The organism is Paraburkholderia sp. BGA-UO-ETr-F12 (assembly GCF_059567945.1).
In genome coordinates this window covers 42361-59961 of sequence record NZ_JCAQOZ010000019.1, presented here as the reverse complement: position 1 = coordinate 59961, position 17601 = coordinate 42361, and the positions used below count along the sequence as shown (strand labels likewise).

Here is a 17601-nt window from a genome sequence, read left to right as displayed (position 1 = left end):
ATCGCACTGGCGAAATTCGGCGTGTGCTATGCTAGAATCCGCAAAACGTCGAAAAGACGTGTAAGTCCTTGAGCGGTTCCGCTCACTCTCCTCCCAGATTTCATTTCGTCGCACCTTCTCCTGCGGGTTCTCCGTATGCATTTATCCGAGCTTAAGACTCTGCACGTGTCCGAATTGATCGAGATGGCCAATGGCCTCGAGATCGAAAGTGCAAACCGCCTGCGCAAGCAGGAATTGATGTTTGCCATTCTAAAAAAACGAGCCAAGACGGGCGACACGATCTTCGGCGACGGCACGCTCGAAGTGCTGCCGGACGGCTTCGGCTTCCTGCGTTCGCCGGAAACCTCGTATCTAGCCAGCACGGACGATATTTACATCAGCCCGTCGCAAATCCGCCGCTTCAACCTGCACACGGGCGACACGATCGAAGGCGAAGTGCGTACGCCGAAAGACGGCGAACGCTATTTCGCGCTGGTGAAGGTGGACAAGGTCAACGGCCAGCCGCCGGAAGCCTCGAAGCACAAGATCATGTTCGAAAACCTGACGCCGCTGCACCCGAACAAGGTGCTGCTGCTCGAACGTGAAATGCGTGGCGAGGAAAACGTCACGGGCCGCATCATCGACATGATCGCGCCGATCGGCAAGGGCCAGCGCGGCCTGCTGGTGGCATCGCCGAAATCCGGTAAGACGGTGATGCTGCAGCACATCGCACACGCCATCAAGCAAAACCACCCGGATGTCGTACTGTTCGTGCTGTTGATCGACGAACGCCCGGAAGAAGTGACCGAAATGCAGCGTTCGGTGGCCGGCGAAGTGATCGCCTCCACGTTCGACGAGCCGGCCGCGCGTCACGTGCAGGTCGCCGAAATGGTGATCGAGAAAGCCAAGCGCCTCGTCGAAATGAAGAACGACGTGGTGATTCTGCTCGACTCGATCACGCGTCTCGCGCGTGCTTACAACACTGTCGTGCCGGCCTCGGGCAAGGTGCTGACGGGTGGTGTCGACGCGAACGCGCTGCAACGCCCGAAGCGTTTCTTCGGCGCGGCGCGCAATATCGAGGAAGGCGGTTCGCTGACCATCATCGGCACAGCGCTGATCGAAACCGGCAGCCGCATGGACGACGTGATCTACGAAGAGTTCAAGGGCACCGGCAACATGGAAGTGCACCTGGAACGCCGCCTTGCTGAAAAGCGCGTCTATCCGTCGATCAACCTGAACAAGTCCGGCACGCGCCGTGAAGAACTGCTGATCAAGCCCGAAGTGCTGCAAAAGATCTGGGTGCTGCGCAAGTTCATTCACGACATGGACGAAGTCGAGTCGATGGAATTCCTGCTCGACAAGATTCGCCAAACGAAGAGCAACTCCGAATTCTTCGACATGATGCGTCGCGGCGGCGGCAGCTAAGGCCTCACGCCGAAACAGCCGCACCCGCTGCACTGCATAAAAAAGCCGCTCGCCACAACGAGCGGCTTTTTTTCGCCCGCAGGATTCCATCCCAATGATGTGCAACGAAGCATGGCAACATGTACGTGAACGTACACGTTGCAGTACAATGCACGCTTCAGTCATGCCCGCGCTGCCTTATGTCGAAGGATTCACCCGCCCTGCTCACCGTGCGCGACGCCGCCGAACGCCTCGGCGTCACGCCGCGCACGCTGAAGTATTACGAGGAACGCGGTCTCGTCGCGCCTACCCGCAGCGAAGGCCGCTACCGCCTTTATGACGAGGAAGACCTGAAGCGCTTCGGACGCATTCTGCGGCTGCGCTCGCTCGGTTTTTCCCTGCACAGCATCACCGAAATGCTCAAGCGCCCGCTCGAGCCGGTCGAAGGCGGTCATCGCTATTCCACCGAATCGCTGCAGCAGATTCGCGACGCGATTTCAGACCAGGTCCAGGCACTCGATGCCCGCATCGAAACGATGCGCCGCGAACTCAAGGAAGCACAGAAGCTGCGCGCCGAACTGAGTCCGGACCTCGACTATCTCGAACGGCGCCTCGCCGGCGAGAACGCGGACGCGCTGCTGGAACAGCGCCGCAAGGCACTCGCCAAAGCTGACAACACAGCGCGCGCCAGACGCCCGAAAAAGTCGGGCGAGCCCACATGAGCGTGACCTCGCCCCGCGTACCGCTGTTTAGCGCGGCAAAACTGCGCGGCGACTTTTTCCCATGGGTGCTGGCCGTCGTTACCGGCCTCGACTACTTCGACAACGCGATTTTTTCGTTTTTCACCAGCTACATCGCGGGCGGCATCAACGCGTCGCCGGACGAACTAGTGTGGGCGTCGAGCGCCTATGCGGTGGCAGCCGTGCTCGGCATCCTGCAGCAGCAATGGTGGGTCGAGCGCTTCGGTTACCGGCGCTACGTGGCCGGCTGCATGCTGCTCTATTCGGCTGGCGCGATCGCCGCCACGTTGTGCGAGTCGTCCATCGAGCTCGCGTTCGCGCGCGGATTTCAGGGCTACTTCATCGGCCCGATGATGGGCACTTGCCGCATTCTGATCCAGATGAGCTTTACGCCGCAGCAGCGGCCCGCGGCAACCCGCGCCTTCCTGGTGCTGATCGTCCTGAGCAGTGCGCTCGCGCCGCTGATCGGCGGCCAACTGGTCGCGCATTTCGATTGGCGCGCGCTGTTCGCCTGCACCGCGCCGGCAGGTGTGCTGTTTGCCATCCTCGCCCTGCTCGCGCTGCCCGACACCGGCAACCGCTTGCCGGAGGAGCGCGGCACGGCGCACTTCTGGCCTTACCTGATCTTCGCGTTCGCGCAAGGCGCGCTGCAAATCGTCATGCAACAGGTGCGGTTCCAGTTGTTCAGCGCCTCGCCCGGGCTGATTCTGCTGACAGTCGCGGGCATCGGCGCGCTGGGCTGGTTCGCGTACCAGCAATGGCACCATCCGGCGCCGCTAGTGCGTCTGCATGCGCTGCGCGAAAAGGTGTTTCAGGTCGGGATCGTGCTGTACATGTTCTACTACTACATCTCGACCGTGTTCAGCTATCTGACGTCGCGCTTTCTCGAGGGCGGGCTTGGCTATCCGGTCGAGAACGCCGGGCGGCTAGTCGGTGTGACGTCGCTGATCTCGGCGAGCGCGCTGTCCGTCTACCTGCGTTACGCGAAGCTCCTGCCGCGCAAGAAGTGGGTCATCGTGCCGGGCTTCGCGGTGGCCGCATTTGCCGCGGCATGGATGACGCGCATGTCGCCCGGTGTGGATCAGTCCGCGTTAATCGTGCCCATGCTGTTGCGCGGCCTGCTCTTGCTGTTCATTGTGCTGCCGGTCGCCAATCTGACGTTTAGAATCTTCGCTATCGAAGAGTTCACGCACGGCTACCGGCTGAAAAACATCGTGCGGCAACTGACGATCTCGTTCGCGACCGCCTCGGTGATCATCGTCGAACAGCATCGGCAGGCACTGCATCAGGCCCGTCTCGCGGAGTTCGTGAATCCGTACAATCCAGTGTTTCAGAATTCGCTCGCGGCGCTGACCCGCGGCTTCAGCGCCGCCGGGCGCTCGCCGTCCGAAGCGCATTCGCTTGCTCTGGTGGACATCAGCCGGACGGTCGCGCAGCAAGCCAGCTTCCTGACGTCACTGGACGGCTTCTACTTTCTGATTGGCATTGCAATATGCGGCGGCATTTTCGCCGCGTGGCAAAAACAGATCGACTAAGGGTTGCATCAGGCCATGCTCTCGAAACTCACGCAATGGTTCGACACGCGCCGCCGCGACCGCGCGCTGCGCGACTACGCGATCGAGGACAGCCTCTGGCAGGCCACGCTCGACGGCCTGCCGTTCCTCGCCCATCTCGAAGCGCCGGATCGCTTGCGCCTGCGCGAGCTGACCAGCCTGTTCATCGCGCAAAAGGAATTTTCAACCGCTCACGATCTCGAACTGACCGACGCCATGACTGTAGCGATCGCCGCGCAAGCGTGTTTGCCGGTGCTGAATCTGAGCCTAGATCTGTATCGCGGCTGGGTCGGCGTGATCGTTTATCCGGGCGAGTTCGTGATCCGCAAGACGGTCGAGGACGAAGACGGCGTAGTGCACGAGGTCGAGCAGGACGCGAGTGGCGAAGCGTGGGAAGGCGGCCCGGTGGTGTTGTCGTGGGAAGACGCGCAGATGACCGATGGCACCGACGCTTACAACGTCGTGATTCACGAATTCGCGCACAAGATCGACATGCTGAACGGCGAGGCGGACGGCCATCCGCCGCTCACGCGCCGCTGGCATGCGCCGCTCGATTCACGGGCCTGGGCCGACATTTTCGACCACGCCTACGACCATTTCTGTGCGAAAGTGGACGCGGTGCCGGACAGGCGCTGGGCCCGTTTCGAGCGTGATTCGCTAATCGATCCGTACGCGGCGGACCATCCATCGGAATTTTTTGCCGTTTGCAGCGAGGCTCTGTTCGTCCAACCGCAAGCCTTCGAGGCCGAATATCCCGAGCTATACCGCTTGCTGGCGCGGTATTACCGCCAGGACCCCGCGCGGGTCGGACTGGCGTTCGCTCCGGCCTGACGCCCGCCGCACAAGGGATGCCGCCCGACACGCGCACGGAAATGAGTGAGCCGGAAAACGGAGAAATCGACGCAAATCACCGCGAAAAAGGTCGCGGAAAGATCCTCAAGCGACTGATTTTCTGGCATAATCGCCGTTTTTCGACCATAGGCAAGTGGCTCGCGCCTAGATGCTGTCCGCGTACATCGCGGCTGCTCGCGGGTTGGCTACCGCCAGATTAAAGGAAAGACCATGAAAGAAGGCATTCACCCGGATTACCGCGAAGTCCTGTTCGTCGACATGTCGATCGACTTCAAGTTTGTGACGCGCTCGACCATCCAGACGCGTGAAACTGCCGAATTCAACGGCAAGACGTACCCGCTCGCCAAGATCGAAGTGTCGTCGGAATCGCATCCGTTCTACACCGGCCAACAAAAGATCATGGACACGGCTGGCCGCGTCGAGAAGTTCAACAAGAAGTTCGGCACGCGCGCTACCGGCAAGGCAGCAGCGAAGTAATACGCGATTCGTCGCCGGCCTTGGCCCGCAACGAAGCAGCAGCACAAAAGGGCAGCGCAAGCTGCCCTTTTTTGTCACCCTATTCCGGACGCATGGAGATAAGTCGTCTCCCGGCGAAGCGCCGCCCATCGCGGCACGGCGTCACACATACCCCGTTCACGTTGCGAGCCGTTACCGGCCGTGACGCGCATCGCACGGCACGACTACAATGCCGGATGCTCCAAACCGGCCATTCCCGCCGGACACCGCGTCCGGTCCCGGCTGCACCGCTTATCCAATATCCACACACCGCATGAGACCTGTCGTTCGCCTCACTGCCTCCGCGACCAGTGCGTTGCCGCGCTGGCTGCTGCTGACCATCTGTATCGTCTACGCCTTTTTCGGTCTGTTCGGCCGGGATCCGTGGAAGAACGAGGACGCAGCCGGCTTCGGCGTCATGTGGACGATGGCCAACGGCAGCGCGCACGACTGGCTGCTGCCGAATCTGGTCGGCAAGTACATGACCGAAGACGGCCCGCTCGGTTACTGGCTCGGCGCCAGCGCGATCCGCGCGCTCGCGCCTTGGGTCGATGCGAGCAATGCGTCGCGCGTGTTTACCGGCCTGCTGTTTTGCGCGGCTTGCGCATTCGTCTGGTATGCGGCCTACCTGCTCGGCCGGCGCGCCGAAGTGCAGCCGTTCAAATACGCGTTTGGCGGCGAGCCGGAACCGCGCGACTACGGCCGCACCCTTGCCGATGGCGCGCTGCTGATCCTGCTCGCCTGTTTCGGCCTTGCCGAACGCGGCCACGAGACCACGCCGCAGTTGGCGCAGTTCTTCGGCATCGCCATGCTCGTCTATGGGCTCGTGCGGATGATCGACAAGCCGATCCAGGGCGCGCTGATCTGGGGCCTCGCGATCGGCCTCGTGGCGCTCGCCAGCAGCCCGGTGCTGGTCGGCGCACTGTTGCTCGGCACCCTGGCGATGGCCTTGATCGTGCGCGAAGCGCGTTCGCGCTGGCTGCTGCTGGCCGGTTTGCCGGTCGCGCTAGTGCTCTCGGTTGCGTGGCCGATCGCCGCCATCGCCGCGTTTCCCGACGACGCTGTCTGGTACCTGAACCAGTGGGTGCACGTCAGCCTGTCGTCATTCGCCGGGCCGCCGGGCTCGGTGGCCGGCTACGCCCTCAAGAACCTGCCACTCTTCACCTGGCCGGCCTGGCCGCTGGCGCTCTGGGCGTGGTTCAGCTGGTCGGGCCTGCGGCGCGCGCCGCACGTCGCGATTCCGCTGTCGGTGATCGGGCCGATGCTCGTGCTGGTCGTGCTGCAGAGCCACCAGTCGAACCGGCTTTACATGCTGTTGCTGCCGCCGCTCGCGGTGCTTGCCACGTTCGCGCTGCCTACCCTCAAACGCGGTGCGATCAATGCGATCGACTGGTTCGCGCTGCTGAGTTTCACGATCCTCGGCAGCTTCGTCTGGCTGGTGTACATCGCCGGGTTGACCGGCTTCCCGCATCCGCTCGCACGCAACCTCGCGCGTCTCGCGCCGGGTTTTGCGCCGCAGTTCAAGGTCCTGTCGTTCGTGTGCGCGGTGGCCGTGACGATTTGCTGGTTCGTTCTGGTGCAATGGCGTCTGGCCCGTCATCCGAAAGTCCTGTGGCGCAGCGTGGTGCTCTCGAGCGCCGGCACAACGCTGATGTGGGTGCTGCTGATGACGCTGTGGCTGCCGGTCGTCAACTACAGCCGCACGTATAAAGACGTCGCCGAACAGATCGCAAGCCACCTGCCGGAAGACTACACCTGCATCTCGCCGGTGCGCCTCGGCAATGCGCAGATCGCGACCTTCGCCTATTTCGGCGATATGCATTTCTCGTTCAACCAGGACTGCGACGTGATCCTGCGTCAGGACACCCAGGATTTCGGCGACCCGAGCGCGATGTCGGACTTCATCTGGAAGCTGGTGTGGGAAGGCCGCCGGGTGGCCGACCGCGACGAACGCTTCCGCCTGTATGTGCGGATCGACCGTCCGAAGTCGCCGGTCGTCAAACGCCGCAGTTGGCACAAGAAGCCGGACTGATCATGCTCGCCGACGTACGGAAAATCGCCGGGCTCGCATGGCCCGTGCTGATCGGCCAACTGGCGATCATCGCGTTCGGCGTGATCGACACGGCGATGGTCGGCCGCTATTCGGCCGTCGATCTCGCCGCGCTCGGCCTCGGCTCGTCGATCTACATTTCCGTCTACATCGGGCTGACCGGCATCCTGACCGCGCTGCAGCCGATCACCGCGCAACTCTACGGCGCGCGCCGCTACGTCGAGATCGGCGAAGAAGTGCGCCAGGCCTTGTGGCTCGCGCTCGCATTGACCGTGATCGGCTTTCTGATTCTCTATTTTCCGGGGCGGCTACTGGAACTCGCGCGGGTGCCCGAAGCGCTGCATGAGCGCACAGTCGCCTACCTGCGGATTCTGGCGTTCGGCTTGCCGGCCGGCCTCGCGTTTCGCGTCTATAGCTCGATCAGCAATGCGGTCGGCAAACCGCGGCTCGTGATGATCCTGCAGATCGGCGCACTGTTGCTCAAGTTTCCGCTCAACACGTGGTTCATCTTTGGCGGATTCGGCGTGCCGGCGCTCGGCGGCCCCGGTTGCGCGCTGGCCAGCACCACGATCAACTGGGGACTGGCCGTAGTCGGGATGCTGCTGCTGACACGCGTCTACGTGTTCAAGCCGTTCGAGATCTTTGCGCATTTCTGCTGGCCGGTCTGGCGCCGGCAGGCGGCACAGTTGCGGCTGGGCATTCCGATGGGGCTGTCGTATCTGATCGAAGTCACCTCGTACACCTTCATGGCGCTTTTCATTGCGCGCTTCGGCACGACTACGCTCGCCGGACACCAGATCGCCGGCAACATCGGCGCGGTGCTCTACATGACACCACTGTCGATCGGGATCGCTTCATCGACGCTGGTCGCCCAGGCGCTCGGCGCGCATCGCCCGGAAGCGGCGCGCACGCTGTCGCGGCACGGCATCATGATGGCGGTGGCGATCGCCTGCTGCTACGGCGCGATCGTGCTGGTACTGCGGCCGTATGTGATCGAAGGCTATACGCCGGATGCACAGGTCGCGGCGGCGGCGATGCCGCTGGTCCTGATCGTAGTGTGCTATCACCTGTTCGATGCGCTGCAGATCACCACCGCCTTCGTGCTGCGCGCGTACAAGGTGGCGGTCGTACCGACCGTCATCTATGCGGTTGCGCTCTGGGGGGTCGGGCTAGGCGGCGGCTATCTGCTTGGCTTCGATGTCTCCGGCACCACGCCGCAATGGCTGACCGGCGCGCGCGGCTTCTGGGTCGCCAATACGCTGAGCCTGGCAATTGCCGGGGTGGGTCTGCTGTTGTACTGGCGTGGCGTGAGCAAGCGGTATTTGCACGCCGAGGCGGTGGTCAGGGTAGATCCGGCGGCTTGACGGGGGCTCGTTGCGTTCGATCGGGTCGACGGCCTGGCTCAATCGGATTGACGGTTTTGCTCGACCGGATTGCAAAACTCAGCGTACCTGACTGTCGAAGCCCCCTTTATGCAAGCCGGGTTTCCGGGCCGTACCGGCGGCCTGCTGTCCAAAATGCTTGCGATACCTGACCGTTAGTTGCATCTTGAGCCCCGTAAAAAACGGCTGCGTACGGCAGCCGTCCACCCTGCTCTATCGTCCCGAACGTTTGTCTCAAGCCGCTTGCGCTTGCACTTGCTCCAGCGCCTGATCACGCCGCTCGTAAACCTCCCGCGCCGCAAACAGCGCGTTCAGCGCCGCCGGGAAACCCGCGTAGAGCGCCATCTGCATGAACACCTCGACAATCTCCTCGCGAGTGCAGCCGACGTTCAAGGCCGCCTCGATATGGACCTTCAACTGCGGCTGCGCGCATCCGAGCGTCGCCAGCGATGCGATCGTCGCGATTTCCCGCGCCCGCAGATCGAGTTGCGGCCGGCTGTAAATGTCGCCGAAGCCGAACTCGATCAGCAGGCGTCCGAAATCCGGCGCGATCGGCGCCAGCGCGGCAATCACCTGCTCGCCGGTCGAACCGTCGATTTCCTTCAGTTTGTTCCAGCCTCGGGTGTAGCGATCGTTTTGTGCGTATTCCATGGTGAGTCCTTTTCCGAATGCGAAAGCGATTGGGTTTCGTCGATCTGTCGTGTCGAAGCACTCGCAGTGGGCTGCTGCCCGGCGGCTTCTTCGTAGTACGCAATTTTGTCGATGATCGCGCCGAGATTGCTCTGCAACTCGGCGATCCGCGCCAAAACCGCATCACGATGCGCCACCAGCAAATCACGGCGCTCACCCATCGTAGGCTGACCTTCCGCCCGCAACGCCGCAAACGCCTGCATCCCGGCGATCGGCATGCCGGTCGCCTTCAGACGCATCACGAACTGCAGCCAGTCGAGATCGGCCGGCGAATACAGGCGATGCCCCGCCTGGGTACGCCCGACCGCCCGAATCAGGCCTGCCTGTTCGTAGTAGCGCAGCGTATGGGTGGAGACGCCGATCGTCCCGGCGACCTCGCCGATGGTGAGTGCTTTTGACATTTTCGACATGACGGAACTCAGGTTAGGACTTCGAGTGCACTCTAAGTCAAGTGGAAGGCGCTGTCATTTATCCCGTGGTGTCATTATTTATGGGGAACCGCATTGATCGATAAACGCATAACAGCTCAATCGCTAGGCAAAATCTTTAAATATTGTTCAGCCTGATTTACTTGTCACGAATCGATCGGTATAAATCGTCGGCGTTTGCAAATAAGGGCGCGCAATTTGTTCTATGCTTAAGCGCAGCGCCTGCTAACAGGCTGCGTCGTCCCGAGTTTTCCCTTTGCGGCTAACTTTTTTGCCCTCAATGGAGTGCTTGCCATGCTGAAGAAGCTTTTGATGCTTTGCCTTGCTTTGGCTTTGTCGCTGTCGGCTGGATTTGCGGCGGCCGTCGAAGTAAATTCCGCCGATCAGGCGGCGCTCGAATCGGTCAAGGGTATCGGCCCGGTACATGCGAAAGCGATCATTGACGAACGCACCAAGAACGGCCCCTTCAAGGATGCCGATGATCTCGCCACTCGGGTCAAAGGCCTCGGCACCAAATCGGTGAGCAATCTCGAGGCGGCGGGCTTGACCGTGAACGGCGCGTCCACGCCGCCTACCGGCGCCAAGGCTGCCGCGAAGTCCAGCAGCACCGCCAGCAGCAAAGCCGCGCCAGCAGCAACTACCGCGGCCGCGACAACAACATCAGCGGCACCGGCTGCGCCTGCCGAGGCATCCGGCACCAAGGCTTCGAAGTCGAAGAAGAAGAGCAAGGCGGCCGATGCGGCGGCTTCCGCACCGGCCACGACGGCGGCTGCCAGCGCGCCGGCCGACGCGTCAGGTACCAAGGCTTCGAAGAAGAAAGCGAAGAAGAGCAAGGCTGCATCGGCTGCGGCAGCCTCTGGCGGCGCGTAAGCCAAGGTAGAGCAACGGTAGTACGGCGGCCACGCGGCTCACATGGGCTGTACGCATGTGAAACCCAGACGCCGCTCCGCTCCCGTCCGCCCTCCTTCCACCGGCGCCGCGCAACCGCGCGGCGTTTTCACCCGCCGGCTCGTCAAACACGGGTTGGCATTCAAGAGAGACCGTCATGAGCCTACTCGACACTATCGGTTCCCTGGTTGGTAAGTCGCCGGAAGGCGGTGGCCAGCAAGCCCTCGTTTCAGCCGCGCTGGAATTCGTCAACAATCAGCCGGGCGGCCTGAACGGCCTGATCAACAGTTTCAAGGAAAAGGGCCTCGGCGATATCGTTTCGTCGTGGGTCAGCAACGGCGAGAACCAGGCGATCTCGCCCGACGCACTGCACAGCGTGCTTGGTTCGGACGTCGTTACCAATCTCGCGGCAAAGGCCGGCGTGCAACCGGATCAGGTCACCGGCCTGTTGTCGCAGATTCTGCCGCACGTCGTCAACGCGGCGACGCCCGACGGTGAAGTCCCCGCCGAAGGCAAACTGAATTCGACGACCGTGCTGGGCGCGCTCGGCGGCCTGTCGGCGCTGTTCGGCAAGGGCAATGCGTAAGTAGCGTCGTCCTGTTACTACAGCCGGATAGCAGACAAAAACAGGCAAAAAAAAGCGGCAACGAAGGTAACTTCGTTGCCGCTTTTCAGCTTTGGCCGGAACGGCACAAGCTCTGCCGTTCCGTGCGCAACCGAGCGCGCTTCGCCCGGTTCGGTGCTTAGTGCACGACGCGGTCGAATACCAGTTGGCCGTCTGCCACCTCGACCGGAATCACGTCCTTCGGACCGAACTTGCCGGCCAGAATCAGCTTGGCGACCGGGTTCTCGATCTCCTGCTGGATCGCGCGCTTCAACGGCCGCGCCCCAAACAGCGGATCGTAGCCAACCTTGCCGACGTGCTCCAGCGCCGCGTCCGACACCACCAGTTGCATGTCGAGTTTGGCAAGCCGTTCGTGCAGACGCTGCAACTGAATCCGCGCAATCGACTGGATGTTCGAGCGGTCGAGCGCATGGAACACCACGACGTCGTCGATCCGATTCAGGAACTCGGGCCGGAAGTGCAGCTTCACCTCTTCCCAGACCGCGTCCTTCACCGCTTCCTGCGGCTCGCCGACCATCGCCTGAATCACTTGCGAACCGAGGTTCGACGTCATCACGATCACCGTGTTCTTGAAGTCCACGGTACGGCCCTGTCCATCGGTCATCCGCCCATCGTCGAGCACCTGCAGCAGGACGTTGAACACATCCGGGTGCGCCTTCTCGATTTCGTCGAGCAGGATCACGCTGTAGGGCTTGCGGCGTACCGCTTCGGTCAGGTAACCGCCTTCTTCATAGCCCACGTAGCCCGGCGGCGCGCCGATCAAACGCGCGACGCTGTGCTTCTCCATGAATTCGCTCATGTCGATACGAATCAAATGATCTTCCGAATCGAACAGGAACGAAGCCAACGCCTTGCACAACTCGGTCTTACCCACGCCGGTCGGCCCGAGGAACAGGAACGAGCCATACGGACGGTTCGGATCGGACAGGCCCGCACGCGAACGGCGGATCGCATCGGCCACCGCGCTGATCGCTTCGTCCTGGCCCACCACGCGGTCGTGCAGTTTTTCTTCGATCTGCAGCAGCTTTTCGCGCTCGCCCTGCATCATGCGCGACACCGGAATACCCGTTGAACGCGACACGACTTCCGCGATTTCCTCCGCGCCCACCTGGGTGCGCAGCAAACGCGGCCGGGTCGGATTGTTCTGCTCGTTCGCTTCGGCCTTGGTCACTTCCTTCAACTGCGCTTCGAGACCCGGCAGCTTGCCGTACTGCAACTCGGCGACCTTCTCAAGCTTGCCTTCACGCTGCAAGCGCGTGATTTCCGCACGCGTTTTTTCGATGTCTTCCTTCAGTTGCGCGCTGCCCTGCACCGCCGCTTTTTCCGCGGTCCAGATTTCTTCGAGGTCCGAATATTCACGATCCAGCCGCTCGATTTCTTCTTCGATCAGTTGCAGACGCTTCTGCGACGCTTCGTCTTTTTCCTTCTTGACGGCTTCGCGCTCGATCTTCAACTGGATCAAACGACGGTCCAGGCGGTCCATCTCTTCCGGCTTCGAGTCGATTTCCATCTTGATCTTCGAAGCGGCTTCGTCGATCAGATCGATGGCCTTGTCCGGCAGGAAACGGTCGGTGATGTAGCGATGCGACAATTCGGCCGCGGCGACGATCGCCGGGTCGGTGATATCGACGCCGTGATGCAGTTCGTACTTCTCCTGCAAACCGCGCAGGATCGCGATGGTTGCCTCGACCGACGGCTCGTCGACCAGCACCTTCTGGAAGCGGCGTTCGAGCGCGGCGTCCTTCTCGATGTACTTGCGGTATTCGTCGAGCGTGGTGGCGCCGACGCAATGCAGCTCACCACGCGAGAGCGCCGGCTTGAGCATGTTGCCCGCGTCCATCGCGCCTTCAGCCTTGCCCGCGCCGACCATCGTATGGATTTCGTCGATAAAGACGATGGTCTGGCCTTCGTCCTTGGCGATGTCGTTCAGCACGGCCTTCAGGCGTTCTTCGAACTCGCCGCGGTATTTCGCGCCCGCCAGCAGCGCCGCCATGTCCAGCGACAACACGCGCTTGCCCTTGAGCGTTTCCGGCACTTCGCCGTTGACGATCCGCTGCGCCAGGCCTTCGACGATCGCGGTCTTACCCACGCCCGGCTCGCCGATCAGCACTGGGTTGTTCTTGGTGCGGCGCTGCAGGATCTGGATCGAACGGCGGATTTCATCGTCCCGGCCGATCACGGGGTCGAGCTTGCCCGCCCGCGCACGTTCGGTCAGATCGACGGTGTACTTTTTCAGCGCTTCACGCTGGCTTTCGGCGTCCTGGCTATGCACTTGCGAGCCGCCGCGCACCGCCGCGATCGCGCTTTCCAGCGACTTGCGCGACAGGCCGTGCTGACGCGCGAGACGGCCGGCCTCGCCTTTATCGTCGGCGACGGCGAGCAGGAACATCTCGCTCGCGATGAACGTGTCGTTGAGTTTTTGCGCTTCCTTGTCCGCCTGGTTCAGCAAGCCGGTGAGCTCGCGGCCGATCTGAACGTTGCCGTCGGTGCCCTGCACTTGCGGCAGGCGCGTGATGGCGTCGCCCAGCGCTGTTTGCAGCGCCTGGACGTGCACGCCCGCCCGCGACAGCAGCGAACGTGCCGAGCCGTCCTGCTGGGCAACGAGCGCCGACAGGACATGCACCGGTTCGATGTATTGATTGTCGTGACCGACCGCGAGACTCTGCGCGTCGGCCAGTGCTTCCTGGAATTTAGTGGTAAGTTTGTCGATTCTCATCAAGAGACCTCCAATTTCGATTACCACCAAATTGAGGCGTTTTACGCAGGTTTCAAGCGCTTTTTTGCAACCGGCAGCAACTATTTGACATTTGGCGCGCGAGAACTTGCTGGCCGCTTTCAGGTGAGCGGCGCCGCGTCGCCGGCAGGCGCGGCCGGCACGATTGGAATCACCGTGCCTAAGCCCAGTAGTGCCGCGAGCGGTCCGCGCGGTTCCGCAACTTCGCCGATAGTATGACGGTCGAGTTCGGCGAGGAATGCGTTGCGTGCCGCTTCGAGCGCGCCACGCAGACGGCAGTGCGGTGTAATCACGCAGCCCCGGCGCTCGCCATGCTGATCCGGGAAGCAGTTGACCAGCGCAAAGTCGCTTTCCGTGGCTCGCACGATCTCGCCCACGGTCAATGCGCTGGTTCGTTCGGCGAGACGCAGGCCGCCATTGCGCCCGCGCACGGTCTCGACCCAGCCCAGTTCGCCGAGTTGCTGAACTACCTTCATCAGATGGTTTTTGGAGATCCCGTACGCGTCCGAGATGTCCTGGATGGTCGATAAGCCATCGCCGCGGACAGTGAGATACAGCAGGACGCGCAATGAGTAATCCGTATAGTCGGTCAGTCTCATAAGTGCAGGTGTCACGATAAGCGCAAGTCGCGATCCTCGGGATAACCGCGTCGATGCAAGGGTTGCCGGTGGCCACCGCTCCGCCTTAAGATGCAGGCGCTACGCATATTTTATGATTGTGCGCTGAACAGTCGGTGTTGGTTCTCTCGGCAGTAATGGTAGCGTTTCCTGCATAGACCGTTTATGCGAAAAGCGGCTTGTTCGTGGCCTACTTCCTTTCCTTTCGACGCGTTTGAGGTCATTCCTGACAGTCTGTGGCACCGCGTGGCAATTCGTAGTAAATAACCGCCTGACCTTAACCGCATGAGCTGGAATTTGCATGAACCCGTCATTCCCCGCCGCGCCGGTTGTTGAACGCGCCGCCGAACCTACCGAAGCGAATGTCCGCGAGCTCGTCTACGGCTTTTACGACCGGGTGCGCGCCGATCCGCTGCTGGGTCCCGTGTTCGATGCAACGCTTGCGGGCCGTTGGGACGACCACTTACCCAAAATGTGCACGTTCTGGGGCAGTCTCGTGCTCGGCGCGAAGCAATACCGCGGCAATGTGCAGCAGGCGCACCAGCCGCTCGAAGGCGTCGAGCCACAGCATTTCAGCCGCTGGCTGTATCTGTTTCTGGATACGGTGGAGTCGCGCTATCAGCCGGCGGCAGCGGTCCGTTTCATGGAGCCGGCGCTGCGGATCGCGCAGAGTTTGCAGTTGAGCCGCTTCGGCTGGGATTACAAGATTCCGGCGGAACAACAGGCGTTGCTGGAGCGCGTCGCGCCAAAGCGGCGTCCGCACGACGACGAACATGCCGCAGCCGTTTCGACGCGGCCGCCCGGTGAACCGTTTCCTGCGCGAATCATCGGGAAAACCAAAGACGATTGATGCAGGCGCCTGGAAAGCACGGGCGTCAGTCCCGTTAGTCCGCTTCCTGGTTACCCGATTCGATGCCCCATCGGGCTAGCGCCGCGTCGTCGGTGACGCGGGCGTCGACCCAGCGCTCGCCTGCTTCGGTTTTCTCTTTCTTCCAGAACGGCGCCTGGGTCTTCAGATAGTCCATCACGAACTCACACGACGCGAAGGCGTCGCCCCGATGCGCGGCAGTAGTCGCCACCAGCACGATCTGGTCAAGCGGATAAAGCTTGCCGACGCGATGCACGATCAGCACCTCGATCCCCGGCCAACGCTCGCGCGCGCTCACCACGATCGCTTCCAGCGACTTCTCCGTCATGCCCGGATAGTGTTCGAGTTCCATGGCTTCGACCGCGCTGCCGTCGTTCAGATCGCGCACGGTGCCGACAAAGCAGGCTACGGCGCCGATCTTCGGATTGCGCGCGCGCAACGCGGCGACCTCGGCGGTGAGGTCAAAGTCTTCCGTCTGGACACGAACGGGCATTTCTGGCTCCTGTGCGGTTTGGCGAGACCTGGGTGACGCTTAGCGGATCAGCCAAGCGCGGTTTCTGGCGCTCACCCGTGCTGATCAACCGCCGGTGACGGGCGGAAAGAACGCGACTTCGCAATTTTCGGTGATGCGCGTGCCGGCGTCGGTCATCACGTGATTGCAGGCCATGCGCAGCGCGCGGCCCTCAGCGAGGGTGTCGGCCCAGATTCCGCCGCGGGCGCGCAACCAGCCGCGCACGTCGCCGACGGTCGCGATGCCGTCAGGCACATCGACCGTTTCGTCGGCGGTTTCGAGTGCTTCGCGCACGCTTGCAAAATATCGGAGTTGAATCTTCATCGGGACACCGCCGGCGGTTGCCGGCCTCAGTTCAGCAATTCGGAAAAGGGGATGAAACGCACGGTCTCGCCAACACTGATGGCATGGTTCGGCGGATTGTCGATCAGGCCGTCGCCCCATACCGTCGACGTCAATACCGCCGAACTCTGATTCGGAAACAGATCGAGACCGCCAGCCGCATTGATGCGCGCCCGCAAGAATTCGTTGCGGCGATCGGCCTTTTTCTGGGCGAAATCGGCGCGCAGCGACAGCACGCGCGGCGCCACCGTCCGCATGCCGGCAAGCAGCAGGACAAACGGGCGAACGAACAGCAAAAAGGTCGCGAAACTGGAGACTGGATTGCCCGGCAGGCCAATGAAGAAGGTTTCGGCCGATGCTGCCGCGCCGGCGTCTTTGTCCGTCGGCTGGGCAGACCGGCGCACAGCGCCGAACGCGAGCGGCTTGCCCGGCTTCATCGCGATCTGCCACATAGACAGACGCCCTTCCGCCTCGACTGCCGGCTTGACGTGATCCTCCTCGCCTACCGACACGCCGCCGCAGGTGAGGATCAGATCGTGCGCCTGGGCGGCTTCGCGCAGCGTTGTGCGGGTGGCGTCGAGCTTGTCGGGGACGATGCCGTAGTCGGTAACCTCACAGCCCAGGTTTTCCAGCAGGCCGCGCAGCGTGAAACGGTTCGAATTGTAGATCGCGCCGGGTTTGAGCGGCTCGCCTGGCATGGTCAGTTCGTCGCCGGTGAAGAATACGGCGACTTTCACGCGGCGGCGCACGTGCAACTCAGCGCAACCGACTGAGGCGGCGAGTCCCAACGCTTGCGGCGTCAGGCGCGTGCCCGCCGGCAGGACGATCGAACCGTTGCGGATGTCCGCGCCCTGGGCGGTGATCCATTCGCCCGGCGCCGGACTGTGGAGCAAGGTGACTTCGCTGCCGTCAGTTTCGGTTTGCTCCTGCATCACGATGGCGTCGGCGCCTGGCGGCACGGTGGCGCCTGTGAAGATGCGGGCTGCCGTGCCCGGCTTTAACGGCTCAGGCGCGTGGCCGGCCGGAATGCGTTGCGAAATGGGCAAGCGGCGGTTGCCATCCGCTGTTGTGAGATCCTCTGTGCGGATCGCGTAGCCGTCCATTGAACTGGTGTTCATCGGCGGGACGTCGAGCGGCGAGATGACGTCCGCTGAGAGCACGCGGTTGAGCGCTTCCAGCGTGGGGATCGATTCGGTGCCGCTGATTGGAGCCGCTGCGCTGAGCAAGGTCGCCAACGCTTCGGCAGTGGAAAGCATCGGAGCGCGGGGCGTTGGGGTGGACATCTTTCTGATCTCGAAGCCGCTGGGTTAAAAGAATATTGTAGCGGTTGGAGGGGCCGGCGGTGGCGGCCTGGGGTTATGGTGGTTTTTTTTTGCCTTTCGGCGAGCGTGTTTACTTCGGCTGGCTTCCTTTGGCCTTTCCTTGCTTTGGTAGTGGTCTATT

General features: G+C 62.3%; 17 protein-coding genes. 10 read left to right on the top strand and 7 right to left on the bottom strand.

Annotation, left to right across the window (positions count from 1 at the left end; all coding sequences use genetic code 11):
* Nucleotides 1-135 precede the first annotated feature (135 nt).
* The 7 genes from rho (at nucleotide 136) to AC57B6_RS07980 (ending at nucleotide 8437) form a co-directional block, all read left to right on the top strand.
* On the top strand, nucleotides 136-1404 hold the full coding sequence (rho, locus tag AC57B6_RS08010; RefSeq protein WP_006048863.1) for a transcription termination factor Rho: 1269 nt from the start codon (nucleotides 136-138) through the stop codon (nucleotides 1402-1404).
* A gap of 179 nt (nucleotides 1405-1583) precedes the next feature.
* Nucleotides 1584-2105 (top strand): MerR family transcriptional regulator, encoded by a 522-nt coding sequence (locus AC57B6_RS08005; RefSeq protein ID WP_028196647.1) that lies wholly within the window; start codon nucleotides 1584-1586, stop codon nucleotides 2103-2105.
* On the top strand, nucleotides 2102-3658 hold the full coding sequence (locus AC57B6_RS08000; protein WP_496420947.1) for an MFS transporter: 1557 nt from the start codon (nucleotides 2102-2104) through the stop codon (nucleotides 3656-3658). The genes AC57B6_RS08005 and AC57B6_RS08000 overlap by 4 nt, the downstream gene beginning before the upstream one ends.
* Before the next feature lie 15 nt (nucleotides 3659-3673).
* Nucleotides 3674-4507, top strand: a complete 834-nt coding sequence (locus AC57B6_RS07995; RefSeq protein WP_444516528.1) for a M90 family metallopeptidase — start codon at nucleotides 3674-3676, stop codon at nucleotides 4505-4507.
* A 231-nt stretch (nucleotides 4508-4738) separates the two neighbouring features.
* On the top strand, nucleotides 4739-5005 hold the full coding sequence (locus AC57B6_RS07990; protein ID WP_028196650.1) for a type B 50S ribosomal protein L31: 267 nt from the start codon (nucleotides 4739-4741) through the stop codon (nucleotides 5003-5005).
* 292 nt (nucleotides 5006-5297) lie between these two features.
* Nucleotides 5298-7055 (top strand): ArnT family glycosyltransferase, encoded by a 1758-nt coding sequence (locus tag AC57B6_RS07985; protein WP_178369657.1) that lies wholly within the window; start codon nucleotides 5298-5300, stop codon nucleotides 7053-7055.
* A 2-nt stretch (nucleotides 7056-7057) separates the two neighbouring features.
* Nucleotides 7058-8437 carry an MATE family efflux transporter gene (locus AC57B6_RS07980; protein WP_278501524.1) on the top strand — a complete coding sequence of 460 codons (1380 nt, stop codon included), beginning with the start codon at nucleotides 7058-7060 and terminating at the stop codon, nucleotides 8435-8437.
* A gap of 252 nt (nucleotides 8438-8689) precedes the next feature.
* Here AC57B6_RS07980 and AC57B6_RS07975 read toward each other — a convergent pair whose 3' ends face one another.
* Nucleotides 8690-9106, bottom strand: coding sequence for a carboxymuconolactone decarboxylase family protein (locus tag AC57B6_RS07975; RefSeq protein WP_406867149.1), 417 nt, complete (start codon nucleotides 9104-9106; stop codon nucleotides 8690-8692).
* The gene (locus tag AC57B6_RS07970; RefSeq protein WP_028196654.1) at nucleotides 9058-9555 is read right to left on the bottom strand and encodes a MerR family transcriptional regulator; all 498 of its coding nucleotides are present in this window, start codon (nucleotides 9553-9555) and stop codon (nucleotides 9058-9060) included. The genes AC57B6_RS07975 and AC57B6_RS07970 overlap by 49 nt, the downstream gene beginning before the upstream one ends.
* 312 nt (nucleotides 9556-9867) lie before the next feature.
* Between AC57B6_RS07970 and AC57B6_RS07965 the strand changes: the two genes are divergently transcribed.
* Entirely contained in the window at nucleotides 9868-10443 is a 576-nt protein-coding gene (locus AC57B6_RS07965) for a ComEA family DNA-binding protein (protein ID WP_028196655.1), read from the top strand.
* A gap of 175 nt (nucleotides 10444-10618) precedes the next feature.
* The gene (locus AC57B6_RS07960; protein ID WP_046569088.1) at nucleotides 10619-11047 is read left to right on the top strand and encodes a YidB family protein; all 429 of its coding nucleotides are present in this window, start codon (nucleotides 10619-10621) and stop codon (nucleotides 11045-11047) included.
* Between the two features lie 157 nt (nucleotides 11048-11204).
* Here AC57B6_RS07960 and clpB read toward each other — a convergent pair whose 3' ends face one another.
* Together clpB and AC57B6_RS07950 are read right to left on the bottom strand one after the other, a co-directional pair.
* A complete protein-coding gene (clpB, locus tag AC57B6_RS07955) occupies nucleotides 11205-13802 on the bottom strand; it encodes an ATP-dependent chaperone ClpB (RefSeq protein WP_046569086.1) in 2598 nt (865 codons plus the stop codon).
* A 119-nt stretch (nucleotides 13803-13921) separates the two neighbouring features.
* On the bottom strand, nucleotides 13922-14419 hold the full coding sequence (locus AC57B6_RS07950; RefSeq protein WP_028196658.1) for an Rrf2 family transcriptional regulator: 498 nt from the start codon (nucleotides 14417-14419) through the stop codon (nucleotides 13922-13924).
* 319 nt (nucleotides 14420-14738) lie between these two features.
* On the opposite strand from AC57B6_RS07950, the gene AC57B6_RS07945 reads away from it, so the two are divergent.
* Nucleotides 14739-15287 carry a group III truncated hemoglobin gene (locus tag AC57B6_RS07945; RefSeq protein WP_252888027.1) on the top strand — a complete coding sequence of 183 codons (549 nt, stop codon included), beginning with the start codon at nucleotides 14739-14741 and terminating at the stop codon, nucleotides 15285-15287.
* Nucleotides 15288-15321: 34 nt separating this feature from the next.
* On the opposite strand, the gene moaE is transcribed toward AC57B6_RS07945, so the two are convergent.
* The 3 genes from moaE to AC57B6_RS07930 form a co-directional block, all read right to left on the bottom strand.
* Nucleotides 15322-15798: a molybdopterin synthase catalytic subunit MoaE gene (moaE, locus tag AC57B6_RS07940; protein WP_144195893.1), complete on the bottom strand. Its 477-nt coding sequence runs from the start codon at nucleotides 15796-15798 to the stop codon at nucleotides 15322-15324.
* Between the two features lie 84 nt (nucleotides 15799-15882).
* Nucleotides 15883-16140 carry a molybdopterin converting factor subunit 1 gene (gene moaD, locus AC57B6_RS07935; protein ID WP_028196661.1) on the bottom strand — a complete coding sequence of 86 codons (258 nt, stop codon included), beginning with the start codon at nucleotides 16138-16140 and terminating at the stop codon, nucleotides 15883-15885.
* A gap of 26 nt (nucleotides 16141-16166) precedes the next feature.
* Nucleotides 16167-17414 (bottom strand): molybdopterin molybdotransferase MoeA, encoded by a 1248-nt coding sequence (locus AC57B6_RS07930; RefSeq protein ID WP_496420946.1) that lies wholly within the window; start codon nucleotides 17412-17414, stop codon nucleotides 16167-16169.
* Nucleotides 17415-17601: the final 187 nt, after the last annotated feature.